The sequence below is a fragment of the Bacillus silvicola genome, assembly GCF_050524305.1.
Classification (GTDB): domain Bacteria; phylum Bacillota; class Bacilli; order Bacillales; family Bacillaceae_G; genus Bacillus_A; species Bacillus_A cereus_AT.
Genome location: NZ_JBNGVC010000001.1, coordinates 77350 through 95398 on the forward strand (window position 1 = coordinate 77350; position 18049 = coordinate 95398).

Here is an 18049-nt window from a genome sequence, read left to right on the forward strand (position 1 = left end):
GTTCCTCCATTTACTACTATTTGTACAAAATTCTTTTCAGTTAGAATACTGATTACTTTACTCTGTGATATTGTTCTATAAGTCTATTAATACAGGATAAACAAGCAGTTGAATCTGTTATGGGATGTTCTTCATGACAGATCGAACACCACAACCATGCGTCCCCTTCTGTTTCACCATTACGATTTATTGTGCGCCCTTCTTTACTTGCTCTTTCTTGGTTTCTTGCAGTTCGAATTAGACGGTGTACAATCCGCTCTGGTTTTATGTAATCTATTGGCTGCAAATCTTTACTTAAATATAAAGGGTGTTTCGGAAATCCATCCCTTGTTTTATCAAGACAGTGTAAATGATAACCTTTAAACAATTCATGAATATCTTTGTGCCGATTATGATATTTACAGTTTTCACCCCATGCAGCAATCACCATATCTGCACGGTTCAATGCACGAATCACATGATTTTCGTTTTCAGGACCAATTGCATCTTCTTTACTTACTTGAAGCAATTCTTCACGATTTGTTGCAATATAGGCAAATAAATTTACAATTTCCAAGGAACCAAAACCAAGGCTCTTCGCAAAATTGAAGCAACGTCTGGAAGTCGCATCTTCGCTATCTTGACTCGCTTAACTTGGATTTAACATAATAAACAGTACCCGTTCTTTATGCGAGTCCCAAATACGTTCTAAAGAATAACGATACGTCTTAGAATCATTAAACAACGCCCTACTTTCCATTACATCTCCCCCTTTGAACCTATCATACTATAGCTTTGCGATTTAAAACATGCAGAAGTAAAATGTAAAAGTGAGCTCTACTCCATTCCTGAAACGTTTGGACAAGATTCGGATTTAGGCCCCCTCCCTGTCCAAAGTAAATCACACATTAGTTGAAAAAGCAGCTATTTACTACTCAATTATATTGAGTCATTGGCCATCAAAACCTATGGTTATAAATGGAACCTTGTTTAATCGAAACATTTTGTAAATGTCCAAATTCTTTTTGCTTAATTTACTAAATTTTTCCGATACATCAGTCTCAGAAAAAAACAGATAATTCATTGTAGTTGAACTTATATAAAATTTGATGAAGCACTTATTAAAATATCAAATACCAACTAAAAATAAGACGGTTTCTTCATTCTGAAGGAACCGTCTGTTTGTCGTAATTGTGAATTATATCTTTATGTCATTTTTCACCTCATATCCACTAACACTATCTTTTCTTCCGGCAAACTACTACCATAGAATAACAATCCTCTCCTAACTCATTCCCTTCCCAATCATTATATATATTTAGCAACTCGAACCCGTTCAACTCTAACAATCTTTCTAATTCTTGCGGATACGTATAACGAAGATCAATCGTTGTTTTCAGTTCCTCTACTAGCGCATTATCTTCATAAAACCTTCTTGTTGTTATGTAGTACTGTATTTGCTGAATTGAATCATAATTCATCTCAGTATATAAATCACATCTTCTTCTCTTTTCATCCGTAATAGTTGTCCAATATTCTTCTGTAGATGGTTGTATTAATTCTTCTTTTGAAGGGAAACGTGTATCGAATATAAATATACCATTGTCAGCTAACACATGATGAATAGATGTTAATAACTGATTTTGATGTATATTCGTAAGAAAATGCTGGAATCCGTGCCCTACCATAAATGCTAACGGAATAGTTTCTTCCATGTTCAATTGTAAACAGTCTTGCTGTAACCATTTCACTTTCGTATAACTTGTTGATTTTTTCTTCGCTTCAGTAAGCATTCCTTCATGTATATCTACACCAATCATTTGATATCCGTTTTCTATGAATGGAATTGTAACTCGCCCTGTTCCACAGGCTATATCTAGAATCCATTCATTTTGTATATTTAGTTTTTGTGCCCATGATAGTAAAAACGGAAAATCTGACAAACTTTTATTTTCTATATCATATTGTTTTGGATTTTCATATTCGGATAAGTTCCATTTTGTTTGCACTTATATTCCCCATTTCATTTTAATATATAAATTATAATGAATTTACAGTTTTTTCTCTATAATTAGTAAAAATAATTTGGACTAATACAACTTAACTTTTCGTAAGCTAAATACAAGGGTATAGAATCGGAGTGTGATACTATGGAACGTTTATGGATCCCAATGATCGTTACTTTTTTTTCATTCGGTGGATTATTATTAGGTGGTGCTGTTGGAGTAGCAACACGCCAACTAATTGAAGAAAAGATGCATCGTTTATACGCATTATGTGGTGGGATTTTACTTGGATTATTATCACTTGAAATTATTCCTGAAACATTTTCAAGCTATGAAATGATTGGTCCTATACTTGGTATAGCTATCGGTATTTTAGTTATGAGCTTATTAGATAACTATTGCCATCATCCGAATATACATAAGAAAGATCAACAAGCATGGCAAACTTTCCTATTTCTCTCTTTCGCTATATTTATTCATAATATACCGAGTGGATTTGCGCTAGGTACAGCTTTTATAAATCATAATGACTCTGCCATTCCCTTTTTAATAGCAATCGTCGTTCACCATATTCCAGAAGGATTAGCTTTAATTATCCCCTTCCTCTTTACAAAGCATAAATATATTTCATTTCTATTAACAACTTTATTACTTTCTCTTATTCTCGGTACCGGTACGGTTTTTGGAATTTTGATGGAAGGAAAAGCTCTTCATTTACAAGGACTCATTATGGGAAGCGCTATCGGTTCACTTGGTTATGTCACAATTCACGAAATGCTTTGGAAAGCTAAGAAACAGCTCTCTTTCCTTACATTTCTAACGTGGGCAATTAGTGGATTTTTACTAATAACAGTCTTCACTCTTTTCACTGGACATCATTAAAACAAATAAGTTATATCATTTGTATATTTTTCCTTTTTCTCCAAAACATAATGTTATCTACCTATTATAAGGAGGAACAATTATGTTTGGAAAAACAGCCGGTGAAGCATTAGTTGATTTATTAATTGACTGGGGAGTAGAACACATATATGGTATGCCTGGAGATTCCATCAATTCAATAATTGAGGCTTTAAGAAAAAAACAAGATAAAATTAAATTTATTCAAGTTCGCCATGAAGAAGCTGGTGCGTTAGCAGCGGCAGCCTATGCGAAATTAACAGGAAAACTTGGTGTTTGTATGGCTATTGCAGGACCTGGGGCTATTCATTTATTAAATGGTTTATACGATGCAAAACTCGATCAAGCTCCTGTACTAGCAATTTCAGGACAAGTAGAAACCGATTTACTCGGAACGGATTTTTTCCAGGAAGTAAACTTAGAAAGAATGTTTGATGATGTTGCGGTTTATAACCAACGTATAATGTCAGCTGAACAACTACCTGCTGTAGTCAATCAAGCGATTCGTATGGCATATACGAAAAAAGGTGTATCCGTTCTTACTATTCCGGATGATGTTCCGAAATTTGAAGTAAAAAATGGTGCTCGTGTTACAAACACTTCTTTTACATTGCCTGAGCTATTTCCGCAAAAAGAAGATTTAGATGCAGCGAGACTCGCAATAAATGAAGCGACAAAACCTGTTATTTTAGCCGGGAAAGGAGCTAAACATGCGAGAGAATCTTTACTTGCATTTGCAGAACATATCGGTGCTCCAATCGTACTTACATTACCAGCTAAAGGAATTGTTCCTGATGAACACCCTCTTTGTATCGGTGGATTAGGATTAATCGGGACGAAACCTTCTTATGAAGCAATGAAGCATGCAGATACTTTAATTATGGTAGGTACTTCTTATCCGTTCACTGGTTTCTTACCCGAAAAAGCAAAAACACTTCATATTGATACAGACCCCGCACAAATCGGGAAACGTTATACGACAGATATCGGCTTAGCTGGTGATGCTGATAAAACATTAAAATGGTTAATTGAAAATGTAGAAAAACACGAGGATCATTCCTTCTTAGAGCATCATCAAGAAATGATGAAAAAGTGGGAAGAAAAATTACACAATCAAGAAGAAGATTCTTCGATTCCAATTAAACCACAGCGAGTTATGCATGCACTGCAGAAAGTAGCAGAAGATGACGCAATTCTTTCAGTCGATGTCGGAAATGTAACAGTATGGACTGCAAGGCACTTCCGTATGACAAACCAGAAATTTATCATTTCTAGTTGGCTTGCAACACTTGGCTGCGGTTTACCTGGCGCACTTGCTGGACAAATTGCTTTCCCGGATAAACAAGTGTTTGCAGTTTGTGGTGACGGCGGATTCGGAATGACAATGAATGATTTCGTAACAGCTGTTAAATATAAACTACCAATCGTTGTTGTTGTATTAAACAATAATAAAATTGCTATGATTAAATTCGAACAAGAAGTTATGGGGAATATTGAATTTGGTACAGACTTAACGAATCCTGATTTCGCAAAATACGCAGAGGCGTGCGGTGGTATTGGATACCGCGTCGAACAGTTAGATGACTTACTTCCTGCCTTTGAAAATGCGGTAAAACAAAGTAAACCATGCATTATTGATGTAGTTGTAGATGTAAATGAAGCACCAATGCCAGCAAAAATCACATTTGGTCAAGCAGCCGGTTATACGAAACATATGATAAAAGAGTTATTTGAAGAAGGTAAGATTGATTTACCTCCACTCTAAACGAAAAAAGATAGCTGAAAACAATTTGTCTTCAGCTATCTTTCTTTATTTTTTTACCTCTTTATAGAAAGAAAAATCATTCATAGTAGGTTGTACTTGCTTCTCTACTTTCACTTCTTTATCCTTCCTCTTCGGCATTCTTACATTTCCTAGCTTAATCGCATCTTGCATACTATTACTAATAAGATTTCCTGACAAAATTGTCATACTATAGAAAGCGATTGGTATAAGTACAATCCATGTATGTGTAGTTAAGTGACGGAAATTTTGTCCGATTAAACCTGTCCACTCTTTTGTTACACTATCTGCTTCTATACCAAAAATTATTGTTCCGCCAAAAAATAATTCTAACAAACCAAGATGCAAGAGGAGTAATAAAGTACTTACAAATTGCTGGGCTATTAATAAAAGAAATGATGGTAGCATATGCGGCCATACATGGCGTTTCAACCTCTGCCACTTACTCCCGCCGAGCACAGTGGCCGCCAACATAAATTCTTCATTCTTAATACGTTTTACTTCTTGCGCTACATACAACATAACAGTTGGTACAGCAAGACACGCAAGAACTATAATTTGAAACGCAACCCGCAAATGTAACGGAGCAGCCTCCTCTCCACTTTCAAACATTAAAACTTCATTTAACATAAAATAGGAAATCATAATCATCGGTACAATACTAAACGGATCAAAAAAAGATGAGATAGCTGGAAATGAACGTTTACTGTACATACCAAGTAATAAACCAATAGTTCCGCCAATTACTACACGTAAAATTGCGATAACGATACTTGCACCAACTGTCCATTTCGCTCCTTCTATTATTAACTGAAAAAGGTCGCGTCCTTTTTCATCGCTTCCGAACCAAAATTTACTCGATGGTGAAAACGGAGCAGCCTCTAATTCTCCTTTTTCGTTATACATCATCGTTAATTCGCGAATATTCCCGTCAAAAAACACCGTATTTCCAATACTAACAAGCATTAATACACTCAAAAAAGTAACACCTAGCCAAAATCTCACATCTCTTTTTACAACTTGCCACATGTTACACACGCTCCTTTATAACATTTTTTAAAAGCGTATGTAATATACGAAATAGTATAAAAAGCGGTACGTATAATATAACTAAACTCACTGTAAATATTTCTAATTTGGAATTTTCTTTTACAAAAACAAACATGCCGTACGTATTAAATAGCCATTCAATAATATATAAATTTGATAACATAAATAAAATATTTGTTTTTGCATAATAGACTGTTGTTAACAAGACGTTTCTTGAAATATGGTGTGTCAAAATATGTCTTAAACTCAGTCCTTTGCTCTTTGCAAATATGCTATAATCTTTCTCTAATTCTTCTCTAAAACGTAATAATAGTAGCTTCATAAATAATAACGTTGTAGGTATAGCAAGGCATATTATTGGTAACATGCGAGCTCTATCCTCACCAAATCCCGCATGTTTCACTGGCATAAATCCTGTTTTTTGAAAGATAATTACTACTAGAAGTTGAGATAGTAAAATTAATAAAATGTCCGGGATACTTTCAAGTGCGACGAAAACTCCATTCCATATACGTTGCTTTGACTGAGAGCGCTGCAATACCCACACAACGATAACATACGCAATGAGCAAAGAAAGGATAAATGCCGAAATAAATACAAACATTGTCTCTACATAATGAATCCATATTTGTGGAAATAACTTTCTTGAGTTCCGAAATCCATAAGTAATTTCACCTGGTTGAAGTAACTTCTCTCCAAGAAACAGAACTGTGTTCCAAAAACCGATTAAATCAATTTGCAATCCCTTAAATAAACGCGGTAACGCACCTAGGCAGATTATACATAAGATTGCAGCTAATAGTTGTAAACAAGTAATCCCACACCATTTAGCAACTCGTATCACCATCACTCTATCCCCTTTACGATTCGATAGAATATTCAGAAATAAAAAACCTACATATGTTACATCTCTTCAGCTATACCCTGCACTTGCTTCTTCCCACTAGGTAAAATAGCTTGATATAAACACGTAACCAAAAATAATAAAGCAAATAAAATAATAAACAATGTATCTGCACTAATCCATTTCGGGAACAACATTGCTATCGCACCGAGAGATAAAAGCTGGAATCCTGTCGTTAATGGACTAAGTAAACTTTGTACACGTCCCATGAATGACTCTTCTACAATTTCATACATCCAGCCCATTATTGCAACATTAATAAATGGTAAAAAGAAAGTCGCAAAAGCGATACATACATAAAAAGACCATACGTGATTTACAAAGTAACACATACCGAAGAAGACTCCTGAGCCTGCCATACCAAAAACAATAATAGATTTTGGTGCATATTTCTTACCTATACTTGTTGCTACTATACTTCCAATTAGTAATGAAATCCCTCCAACTACACCGCCCACCATTGCTAAATTTTCATACGTTGCTGGTGCTAATTTGTATTTTAATATGTAAGTAGTGGATACGCTTAAAATACCGTTTAATAGTCCAAATACGATAAATCCTAAAAGTAATTTTTTTAAAGTTTCATTTTGGTATATATACTTGATCCCTTCTTGAAACTCTGTTATTAACATCTTAAAATTAACTTCTTTCCATTTTGTTCTACCATTTGGTAAACGAACTTTTTCTGGAATGGAGATGGTTTGAATCAAAATACCACTCATAATAAAGGTGAGCGTATTTACTAAAATGCTTCCGTAAATTCCAAAAGTCCAATACACCATCGTTGCAATTCCTACACCAAACAAAGCATACAAACTATTTACCATTTGATTCATACCCGCTGCTACACCATATTGGTCTGATTCAACTACCCCCTGTATCATCGACTGTTCTGATGGAGAGAAAAATTGTATACATGCATTTTCCAAAAATAAAAATATGAAGACGAGTATAATCATCCCGTAATAAAGCGAAATTAGAATTCCGATATTACAAAGCGAACAACATATATTACTTACCGTACAAATACGCTGTCTATCAAAACGATCCACTACTGTCCCTACTAATAGAAAAAAGATTAATGCAGGTAATGCAATCATAATTTGCGTCATCGTTGCGTAAACTGGTTGTTTCCCGTATTGATCTAACAAGTAAAACATTAAAGAAATTCCAGCAATCATAGAACCAAGGCGTTCTAAAATATTCGCTAGAAAAAAGCGTGCATAAACTTTGTTTCGAAATAACTGTAGCATTTCTTTCATACTTAATATCCTTTCTCTCGACAAAATAGTATTATTTCAGTCATTTCTTGGAAGTTATATTATATTTTTCGACCATTATCCAATCTTTTCCTTCTATATAGAAAACAATATAAAAAAGACTCTTGTTCTATATACAAGAGTCTCAGATTGAAAACAAACACATTGTTCAATTAAATAATGTGTTTGTTTTTTTATCTATTTCTCTATTTTTGAATTAAAACATAGAAATAGGCAAAAAAATAGGGTCCTTTTGGTCTCTTAATTTCAGGATTTTCGCTAATTTTTTATATTTAGACAAGCAAAAGTAAGCCCAATTTTCATGTGCATTTTTTCTTTACCAATCATATTCGTATAGCGAAGACCATGAAATTCTTTAGCTGTTCCAAATAATCGTTCTATTGTTTGTTTTCTAATTCCATAAAGTTGTTTCATTCCAAGGGAATGACGGATATCCTCACATCGTTCCATTTCATCTTCCCTTAAATGTCTCATAATTAACTTAGTTTTTTATCAATATCTCTTAACAAATGTTCCTGTGGAACTAGATCATCTAAAGAATAAAAACCAATTTGATTTCGTTTACTCATATCTTATTTTTTCAACATCTAAATCAGATACTTTGTCTACAGTCTGAGATTGAGAAATTATTTTCTCAACCTTTTTATTCGGTGTTTTTTTATTTTCACTCAATATTTTCTACATTTAAACACTTAGTTTCACAGTAATAGCCTTTGCCGCCAACATAAACTTTTTCTATTTCATTCTTGCTATTGGTTGCTAATTTAACTAATATTTCGGAAGGCGAGTGTAAAGAATAACCTTGTTCAAATACATAGACTTCTTTTTGCAAGTAGTGCCGTTCATAAAGGTAGCAAGCTAATGCACCGTTTGAAGTTCCAGTCGCTGCTTCTTCATTGATGTCGTATAGTGGAGCAAAATTTCTACATATAATTCGATTGTCATTAAAAGTAAATAGATGCATCCCGACAACATTATAATACTTGCTGATTTCTTTAATTTTTTCAAAATTAGGTTGCAGTGTATGTAATCGTGTTTCGCTTTTTATAGGAATTAAAATATCTTTTAAGCCCGTGGAGACAATTTGAATTGGGTATTTATTGTCTATAGCTTTAATGTCAAAACAGTCAATGAACTCGTTTAGAGATACAACATCATAGAATATCGGTTTGTTTTGTTCCATGAATATGATGTCATCTTTTATGGTAATAGTAAGAACACCGCTGTTCGTTTCAATCGTATAGCGATTCCTGAAAAGTTTATTTAAATGCATCAGTATCACGAAAGAGCCAATTGTGGCATGACCACATAAATCAACTTCTTCTTTTGGTGTAAAATACTCAAATTTATAATCAGCAATTTCAGATTCTGATATAAATGCGGTTTCCGCATAGCCCAGTTGTTTGGCTATCGCCATTTTTTGAGTAGTGGTCAATGTATTCTCAATAAATACCACTCCTGCTTTATTTCCACCTTTATGATCCTTGCTAAATGCACTTGCAATATAAACGGATATTTGCATAAGACACCTTCTTTCCTTACTTATAGTAAATTGTAGCATAGAAAACACTACCTATAAATGTTGTGGGATAAATTCGCCATAAAGCAAGAGACAAACTATTTTTTAGCAGCTGAACTCTTCAAAAATAGTTTGTCTACAGTCTGAGACTCTTGTTCTATATACAAGAGTCCTTTTTATTTAACTTCGCTTCATGTAATGATATATATGTCGCTAACTTTTTTAATTCCCTAAAGTTCGGATACCCTTTATTTATTTTACGAATGTATCACAAATCCACTTATAAAACTTTTCTTTCTCTTCAAATTGCGGATAATGAGCAGATTTCTCAAAAGCAATAAATTCTTTTTTATCCCCCTCAATCCTATCAAAATACTGTTTGGCTGCATGGGATGAAGTATTATAGTCGTATTTACCCATAAGAAAATAAAACGGTAACTTCAGTTTAGTTACTTTTATAGGTAATGGATTCTTTAGATCTTTTTCTAATAAGACAGTTTGAGAGTATGATAATCCAACGTTATAACGAATTACATCAAACAAGTTATATTCATTACTAAGTAGCATCCCGATGTTATCACCATCTAGATTTTCAATGAGTCTTGATGTTCCACCATATTTCGCAACATAATTTCGCGGAGTGTATGTATCGCCATTTTTAATTTTTTCGGTTAACCCTTTTAAATAGGAAACCTCATCTGTATTCCCCGCATTTTGTGCCTGTTCAATAACATAGTTTAAACTATCCATTTCACTTTCTACTGTATCACTCATCTGCCCTATACCAACATACGCTTCATATTTTTCAGGAGCTTTATTAGCAGCTTGCATTCCAATATATGTACCGTAAGAATGGCCAATTAATATTACCTTTTCTTTGCCAAGACGTTTTGAAACATAATCTGTCATAGCTAATAAATCCTCTACAAGTAGATCTGATGTAAGATTCGAATAATCTTCTAAGAAATGATACGATTTCCCGCTTCCTCTTTGATCGTAATTAACAACTGTGAATTTCTCTTCCAATAAGTCTTGGTATTTTTGAGCATATGGTATTTCTGAAGAACCTGGTCCACCATGTACAAAAATAATAACCGGATTGTTCTTATCTTTGCCGCGTATCATAATTTCATGACCACTTCCATTTATCTCTACTTGCTCTAATGTACTTATACTGTTTTTTCCCTTTATTTGTGAGGTCCATGTAGGAAATACTAGTGCTATGATTATTAGTAGTATAGCACTGACTCCAATACGTTTTATTACTTTATTTATCTTCTTCATAAGACGATTCCTTTCTGTTAAATTAATAAAAATATCAATTTAATTCTGCAAAACTACCGTAAAAAAATAAGAGCGTAAAACAATTTAACGTTGCAATTTCATCTTAATTTTTTGTACATTCTTAATATCCCATACACTTCTTAACTTTCCACTACATAAAACCTTAACGATTTCTTAATCTTCTATATATTCACTACAAAAAGACTTGATAACATCTCGCATACACGTATCCCATGCATAGAAAAAAGCCCTTATTTTCATGAAGTGACCCCTAAAAGTTAGACATGGTTATTTCATTAGGCAGCGTTTTGGGCGTGGGTCCGGTATTGTATCGGACTCATACCCTTTAATTTTGCCTTAATTCTCTTATGATTATAGTAAGATATATATTTTGCTAGTTCTTGTTCAAAATGTTCCATATTCTTAAAGTCTTTTCGATATAAAAATTCAGATTTCATAATACCAAAGAAATTTTCGATAACTGCGTTATCGTAACAGTTCCCTTTCCGAGACATACTTTGTGTAATACCACGTTTATGAAGAGAATCACGGTATTTTTTCATTTGATAGTGCCAACCTTGATCGGAATGAATAAGGAGGGCATCCTCATCTGTTAAGCGTTCAAAGGATTGGTCTAACATATTAGAAACAAGGGCGTAGGTTGGCCTTGAACCAATTGTATACGTGATAATTTCACCATTAAACAAGTCCAACATTGGCGATACATATAATTTCTCTCCAAATAATTTAAACTCCGTAATATCCGTGACCCATTTTTCGTTTGGCCTTTCTGCTTTGAAATTACGTTCTAAAATATTAGGGGCAATCTTTCCAACAGTTCCTTTATAAGAGCGATATTTCTTCATACGGACCAAACACTTTAATCCTAATTCTTTCATAATGCGTTGTATCTTTTTGTGATTTATTTTATGTCCACGATTAGTAAGTTCATCACGAATACGGCGATAACCATAACGGCCTTCATGTTCATGATAAACAGCTTGAATTAATACTTTCAAATCTGCATCTGGATCCGGACGTTTGGCATTTTTTAACCAATAATAATATGTGCTACGTGGAATATTGGCAAGCACTAAAAGTGATTGTACCGGAAATTGATGCCTTAATTCATAAACTACTTGCGCTTTGTCTTTTTTTGTGACTTCTGTTTGTTTTGAACTAAGGCATTCAACTTTTTTAAATACGCATTCTCCATACGTAACCTTTCTAACTCCTCTTGGAGTTCTTCAATGGAGCCTTCGACTGGTAATTGCTTTTTCACTATTTTGTGATTTTTATTATTCATAGACGGATGCCTCTTTTCTTTAAGTTGTAGGGCATCCAATCCTTCTGTTTCATAAGCTACTTTCCATTTACGAACCGTTTCATAAGATGGAATATTAAAAATTGCCGCTGTTTCCCTGATAGACGTCCTATTTTCAATCATATAGTTAAGTACGTCTAGTTTAAATTGCGTAGAGTAAGATGTATAGCGTTTTTCAAAAGCTTTTTCACCGGAATATTCATATCGGCTAATCCAGTGATAAAATACCCGCTGATCCACGCCTATAGATTTAGCAATGCTTGTCCCGCCTTCTGGGCCTTCTAAATATCGTTTTACTGCTTGTATTTTTTCTTTTGAAGAAAATTTAGCCATAAAAAAACTGCACCTCCAATTGTTAGTCGTGTCTAACAATTGGGGTGCAGTTCATCAAAACAAGGACTCTTTTCTTAAACTATTTCGCTACTTCTTCTTTCGGCATTACCATACCTTTATACAATTGAACAGTTATCCAGTAATAGATGAAATAAATGACTAAGAAGATTCCTATTGGCACCCATACTTTCACAAACGGATCAACTAATATAAAGCTGAATAAGTTAAGCCCTACTAACACGTGAGAGATTCCAATAATCGCTGGGAAGATAAATAAATATGAAATTTCTTTATATATACTTTTTGTTAACATACTACGTCTCACACCGATTTTTCTTAACATTTCATAACGGCGTACGTCACGAGAAGCACCCGTTAATATTTTGAACATAAGAGAACTTGCCATCATTGCTAAAAAGGCAATTCCGAGGAAAAATCCCATAAACATTGTCCCACTCATGAAACTGTTCATAAATTGATAAATTGTCATTTTCGTAAATAAGTCTACTTTTGTACCTGTTGTTCTTTCAATTTGTTCTTTTTGTCTCTTATCTATTTCGATTAACAACGGTTTATATTTTTTCATATCATCTACTTTTGCTAATGTTACAGTGTGTTCTGTTCCTTGAATTCCTTTATAGTGTTCTTCATCTGCAATTCTTACAGGTTTTCCATTAAATTGATTATGTGTAATTTGTATTTCTCTTACAACTGCATCTTCCCAATCTTTTGGCATACGAGGAAGCTTATTCGCTACTTCAGGATCTTCCAAAGCAGAGTATACAGGTTCAGTTAAAGGTTCAGCTACACGTTTACGCGCAGGTTCTTTTAAAGTTTTTGTATCAAAGTGGTCGGAAACAAGTGGTGGTTTCGCAGTTAAATCGTTACGTAAGTAATAAACCGCTTCTCCATCTACTTTATACTTGTACTTGCTTTCTTCAACAATTTCCATTTCTTTTAATGCTGCTGTATCTTGTTCATTTGGATCGTGAATTACAACGTCATATACACGTGAGAAATCTGTCATAATGCCGACATTTTTTTGGAACGCCATACCTGCTGTCATCGCACCTGCCCCTAATGCAATTAACATCGCTACCGTACCTAGTACTCTCGATAAACTATTTACTCGGAAACGTAGCTGTGCATATGTAAAACTATTTAAACCAGTTTCATTACGTTTTTTATTCCCCTTAATTTTCATCACAAAAAACGGGAGTAATGAACTAAAAATAAAATACGTTCCAAGCGTGGTAACAACCGTCGCTATTATAAAACCGATCTCAGCATATGTTTTTATATTTACCATAAAATAATACCCTGTACTTACTAGCAATACACCAAGTACAGTCATTATAATAATACGAGTTTTACTTTTCTTCACTTCATCTAGTGTTTCATCTTCACGAATTAATTCTAGTTCTGTTTTACGTAATAATCGGATACTGTTCATTAAACCAGTAATAAAAAATAGTATTAAGAAGAAAATAGCTGTAACTAAGATTGCTGGTGTATATACAGATGAGTAACTACCTTTTGCTGAAATTTCCATTCCATTCATTAACAAATTTCCTGCTACACTGGCAAGTAACATCCCTACTAAAATACCGATAATAATACTGACAATACCCATACCGAATGTTTCAATAAATAATAACTGTGCTACTTTTTTCTTTTTCGCCCCAAGCATCATGTACATACCGAGTTCTTTCCTTCTTAATGTAAGTAGAAAAGAATTGGCATAAATAATGTAAAAGACAGTAATGAACGATAGTAATATGGCACCAACCCAGAAGACAAGTCTAATACTACTAATGAGACTATTATCTTTTGTAAATTCACTATTCATCGCCATCGTTTGGAACATGTAGAAAATACTAATACTAATGACTAGACCAATAAGTAATACCATATAATCCTTTAACATTTTTTTCATACTATGACGTGATAATTTGAATAACATAGTCTCGCCCCCTACTTAGACTCAGCAGCTGAGCCCATATGAGCAAGCACACCTAAAATGTCTTGATAGAAATTTTCTCGCGTACCTTGACGCATTAACTCTTTATAAAGAAGACCGTCTTGAATAAATAAAATACGCTCACAGTAACTCGCACTAAATGCATCGTGTGTCACCATTAAAATACTTACATTATGATTTTCATGTAAATCTTGCATCGCTTCTAATAAGCTTTTTGCGTTTTTACTATCAAGTGCCCCTGTCGGCTCATCTGCTAATACGATTGCTGGATTATGTACTAAAGCTCGTGCTGCCGCTGTTCTTTGCTTTTGTCCACCAGAAACAGCAGTTGGATATTTTGTTAAAATTTCAGTAATACCTAATTTCTTCGCAACCTCATTTACTTTTCCAGTAATCTCACTTGAAGGTACACCTTGCAAAGAAAGTGGCAAAGCGATATTTTCATAAATTGATAAGTTTTCAAGTAAGTTAAAATCTTGAAAGATAAAACCTAATTTTTGAGAACGAAAATCTGATAATGCATTCCCCTTCATAGAAGTAATATTTGTGCCAGCTATTGTCACACTACCACCTGTCGCTTGGTCAAGTGTACTTATCACATTAAGTAAAGTCGTTTTTCCAGATCCAGAAGGACCCATAATCCCGACAAATTCCCCTTCTTTAATACTTAATGATACACCCCTTAATGCTTTTGATTGATTCTCATTTCTTTTCCCATACGTTTTTTCTACGCTTTCTACAGTAACTACATTTGTTGACATCTCTTTCACTCCATCCCTTTTGTATATTATTAATTTCTCATATATTTCTTATCTTTTTGCCATATAAATCCTTAAGAGTTTTTTAACTTTTCAATCTCAAAAGAAATATGAATCATATCACTTCTTAATATTCTCATTTTTCTAAAATCCATTCATTCGATTTCCCTTACATTTACCTTACAATTTTGTAAGGTAAAAAAGAAAACACACCACTTTGAAGTGAACCCCGAAAACGGGACACATATCAAAACACCTAAACCATCTGCTCAATTCGCTTAGCTCTTTTGGCCCATTTCCAAAAGGATATTGTTTTCCTGCAGGTTGTTGAAAACGATAAGTTTGATCTGTACCTTTCCTTTTTGTATTTATCTTTTCTAAATTTCTTCAATACATAGATGTGATCTCAAGTCGGAGGAAGGCACCTTGATATGATCCCCTTATAGTAGACAGTAAAAAGAAAGCACATTAATCTGTTTACTATGGAGGGGATTTTTCTATGGGCAAAATTAGAGTAACTTATGATATAGAATTTAAGAAAAAAGCAGTAGATTTATACTTGAAAGAAGGAATGGGATACAAAACGGTTGCTAAAGAATTAGGAATTGATCACTCGGTAGTAAGACGTTGGGTGAAACACTTTGAAGCTGAAGGTATCAAAGGACTAGAAGAAAAACGTGGTAAAACGAAAGGTCCAGGTATAGGTAGACCAAAAACCAATCCAGAAGATCCAGAAGCTAAAATGAAACGATTAGAAGCGGAGAATGAAATGTTAAAAAAGCTCTTAGGGATGTAAAAGGAGGAGTGGAATCTGTACCAAAAACGAAGAAGTTTGAAGCCATCAAAGGGCTATCAGAAAAAGGTTATGCAGTTACCATTCTATGTGATATCGCTGGAGTAACTAGAGGTGGGTACTACAAATGGATAAAGCGACAGTTGATGCCTTCTGAAAAACAATTGGAGGATACCGAAATAAAAAAGAAGGTATTGGAGTGTCATAAAAAACTTAAAGGGATTTATGGATACAGGAGAGTACAAGTTTGGCTGAAAGCTACTTATAACCTTCATTTTAATCACAAACGTATACAAAGGTTGATGGGTGAACTAGGTATCAAAGCCATTATTAGGAGAAAACGACCTTATTACGGGAAGAAAGAGGCTTACGTGATTTCAGATAACCATCTGAACAGGGATTTTCAAGCTTCCAAACCAAACGAAAAATGGGTAACAGATATTACCTATTTGATTTTCAATGGACAGAGATTGTACTTATCCGCTATTAAAGACCTATACAACAATGAAATTGTTGCCTATGAAATTAGCCGTAGAAATGACCTGAAACTAGTACTAGACACACTTAAAAAGGCAAGAAAAAAACGAAACGTGAAAGGGATTCTCCTGCATAGTGATCAGGGGTTCCAGTACACATCTCGTCAATATACTCAACTACTCAAAAAATATCAGATGAAGGCTAGTATGTCCAGAAAGGGGAACTGTTGGGACAATGCTTGTATAGAAAGCTTCTTCAGTCACTTTAAGTCAGAGTGTTTTCACCTATACTCTTTCCGCACAGCTGATGAGGTTAAGTTTGCTGTGCGCAAATATATATACTTTTATAATCACCACAGGTTCCAAAAGAAACTAAATAACCTGAGTCCATATAAATATAGAACTCAGGTTGCTTAATTGTGTTTTTTGAATACTGTCTACTTGACAGGGGTCACTCCACCTTAGGGTGTCTTTTCTTTATAGGCTAGCACCAAATCCTGTATCCATTATTTTTTACTTTGAATACATACGGTTTAAGTTTATTATCAAGTTACTGGTTTTCATCGACCCGAGAACTCAGTAGCTACATCCACAGGCTCAACTCTCACCCTTTTGAGAGTTGAGCTTTTATTTATACGATTATCCCCACACTCTCTGCATATTTGTACAAAATTCAAATTTTATCTTACTTCACGCCTGTAGGTCCAAACCCACCAACGCGTCATGGATGACGTCATTCTTTTCAGCGACTTCATAACCTGCTTTTTCTAGCCATCTATTTATCGTCATAACGGTATGCCTCCTAATCTAAATTCATTATTTCCTCTAAGGTTTTATCCGAAATATAAGTGGTAATAATTTGTATCTGTCCATATTCTTTTTTAGCCATTTCGATAGATTCGCCCTCTGACTTCACCTCAAACCAACAAAGCTTCCACTTCTCGTCTTTGTCGTAAAACTCTATTGAGTACGTCATAACGTTATTACACTTCAAGAATTTTTCTGCTGTACTTGTTGCGGTATAATCGAAACTTCCTACTACATCCTCAAGTGTGAGTTGTTTCATGCTCTTAATCCCATTGTGCGAGATTTATTCTTGTTCTTATCCGCCTGATCCATGATTAAGGCTGCAATTTCTAACTGATGTCTTCCCAACTCTACTGCAATTTCAATGCAGCTTTTATCTTCTTCCCACATTTCTTGGAATCGAATCACTTCAAGAAACACCTAAACCATCTGTAAATGCTGATAAAGTTATATACGAAAATGAGATCAAGCCTACTATTGATGCTATGATAAAAGAATACGATGAATTATCCAAGAAAAATACAGCATTTAAAGATGGTGCGAAGCTAAGTGGTCCTGTATTAAAAGAAAAAATCGAGAAATTTAGAGTAGAGTTTGAACTAGCAACTAACTATAGAAGTAATGCTGGGAGGACTGTAACTCAAGGAATAAACGGTATAGCTCCATTGAAAGAAAGAATGGAGGAAGCTCAAAAATCCATTAAACTTTCCGATTAAAAACTAAGTAACGCCGTAGCTAACTTAACTGAAGTTGAATCATAATTAGGAGTTAGTCGTAATTATGCACTCGAAAGAGTGCTTTTTTCTTTTTTCTCAATGAACGATATAACTTAACGTGGTTCAAGTCGGAGGAATACACCTTATGGTATCTTT

15 protein-coding genes and 3 pseudogenes are annotated in these 18049 nt (G+C 34.3%); 5 read left to right on the forward strand and 13 right to left on the reverse strand.

Annotation, left to right across the window (positions count from 1 at the left end; genetic code table 11):
- Positions 1-52 precede the first annotated feature (52 nt).
- A pseudogene (locus ACP6L7_RS00425) lies at positions 53-739 on the reverse strand (DUF1643 domain-containing protein).
- A gap of 478 nt (positions 740-1217) precedes the next feature.
- Positions 1218-1988, reverse strand: coding sequence for a class I SAM-dependent methyltransferase (locus tag ACP6L7_RS00430; RefSeq protein WP_097831156.1), 771 nt, complete (start codon positions 1986-1988; stop codon positions 1218-1220).
- A 141-nt stretch (positions 1989-2129) separates the two neighbouring features.
- On the opposite strand from ACP6L7_RS00430, the gene ACP6L7_RS00435 reads away from it, so the two are divergent.
- Entirely contained in the window at positions 2130-2867 is a 738-nt protein-coding gene (locus ACP6L7_RS00435) for a ZIP family metal transporter (protein ID WP_097831157.1), read from the forward strand.
- An 82-nt stretch (positions 2868-2949) separates the two neighbouring features.
- Positions 2950-4650, forward strand: a complete 1701-nt coding sequence (locus tag ACP6L7_RS00440) for a pyruvate oxidase (RefSeq protein ID WP_097831158.1) — start codon at positions 2950-2952, stop codon at positions 4648-4650.
- A gap of 45 nt (positions 4651-4695) precedes the next feature.
- Here ACP6L7_RS00440 and ACP6L7_RS00445 read toward each other — a convergent pair whose 3' ends face one another.
- The 9 genes and pseudogenes from ACP6L7_RS00445 to ACP6L7_RS00485 form a co-directional block, all read right to left on the reverse strand.
- On the reverse strand, positions 4696-5697 hold the full coding sequence (locus tag ACP6L7_RS00445) for an ABC transporter permease (protein WP_430528869.1): 1002 nt from the start codon (positions 5695-5697) through the stop codon (positions 4696-4698).
- Between the two features lies 1 nt (position 5698).
- Complete coding sequence (locus tag ACP6L7_RS00450) at positions 5699-6565, reverse strand: ABC transporter permease subunit (RefSeq protein ID WP_141533484.1); 867 nt, start codon at positions 6563-6565, stop codon at positions 5699-5701.
- A 56-nt stretch (positions 6566-6621) separates the two neighbouring features.
- A complete protein-coding gene (locus tag ACP6L7_RS00455) occupies positions 6622-7893 on the reverse strand; it encodes an MFS transporter (protein WP_257206355.1) in 1272 nt (423 codons plus the stop codon).
- 273 nt (positions 7894-8166) lie between these two features.
- Positions 8167-8385, reverse strand: a pseudogene (locus tag ACP6L7_RS00460) (transposase); the annotation flags it as partial.
- Between the two features lie 181 nt (positions 8386-8566).
- Positions 8567-9424, reverse strand: coding sequence for a PhzF family phenazine biosynthesis protein (locus ACP6L7_RS00465; protein ID WP_097831169.1), 858 nt, complete (start codon positions 9422-9424; stop codon positions 8567-8569).
- Between the two features lie 249 nt (positions 9425-9673).
- Positions 9674-10705, reverse strand: coding sequence for an alpha/beta fold hydrolase (locus tag ACP6L7_RS00470; protein ID WP_097831161.1), 1032 nt, complete (start codon positions 10703-10705; stop codon positions 9674-9676).
- A 296-nt stretch (positions 10706-11001) separates the two neighbouring features.
- Positions 11002-12362, reverse strand: a protein-coding gene (locus ACP6L7_RS00475) for an IS3 family transposase (RefSeq protein ID WP_430528870.1) whose coding sequence is annotated in 2 segments (ribosomal slippage) — positions 11002-11906 and positions 11906-12362 — 1362 coding nt in all. Because the reading frame shifts where the segments join, the coding sequence is not laid out codon by codon here.
- Between the two features lie 79 nt (positions 12363-12441).
- Positions 12442-14325 (reverse strand): FtsX-like permease family protein, encoded by a 1884-nt coding sequence (locus ACP6L7_RS00480; RefSeq protein ID WP_097831162.1) that lies wholly within the window; start codon positions 14323-14325, stop codon positions 12442-12444.
- Positions 14326-14336: 11 nt separating this feature from the next.
- Positions 14337-15104, reverse strand: coding sequence for an ABC transporter ATP-binding protein (locus tag ACP6L7_RS00485; protein ID WP_071724180.1), 768 nt, complete (start codon positions 15102-15104; stop codon positions 14337-14339).
- Between the two features lie 496 nt (positions 15105-15600).
- Here ACP6L7_RS00485 and ACP6L7_RS00490 point away from each other — a divergent pair, with 496 nt between their 5' ends.
- Together ACP6L7_RS00490 and ACP6L7_RS00495 are read left to right on the forward strand one after the other, a co-directional pair.
- Positions 15601-15897, forward strand: coding sequence for a transposase (locus tag ACP6L7_RS00490; protein ID WP_000516528.1), 297 nt, complete (start codon positions 15601-15603; stop codon positions 15895-15897).
- An 8-nt stretch (positions 15898-15905) separates the two neighbouring features.
- Entirely contained in the window at positions 15906-16787 is an 882-nt protein-coding gene (locus ACP6L7_RS00495; protein ID WP_430528867.1) for an IS3 family transposase, read from the forward strand.
- 385 nt (positions 16788-17172) lie between these two features.
- On the opposite strand, the gene ACP6L7_RS00500 is transcribed toward ACP6L7_RS00495, so the two are convergent.
- Both ACP6L7_RS00500 and ACP6L7_RS00505 read right to left on the reverse strand, forming a co-directional pair.
- Positions 17173-17436 carry a hypothetical protein gene (locus tag ACP6L7_RS00500; protein WP_097831163.1) on the reverse strand — a complete coding sequence of 88 codons (264 nt, stop codon included), beginning with the start codon at positions 17434-17436 and terminating at the stop codon, positions 17173-17175.
- Entirely contained in the window at positions 17433-17597 is a 165-nt protein-coding gene (locus ACP6L7_RS00505; RefSeq protein WP_141533483.1) for a helix-turn-helix domain containing protein, read from the reverse strand. The genes ACP6L7_RS00500 and ACP6L7_RS00505 overlap by 4 nt, the downstream gene beginning before the upstream one ends.
- Between ACP6L7_RS00505 and ACP6L7_RS00510 the strand changes: the two are divergent.
- Positions 17588-17938 (forward strand): annotated as a pseudogene (locus tag ACP6L7_RS00510) (ribonuclease); the annotation flags it as partial. The gene ACP6L7_RS00505 and the pseudogene ACP6L7_RS00510 overlap by 10 nt on opposite strands.
- Positions 17939-18049: the final 111 nt, after the last annotated feature.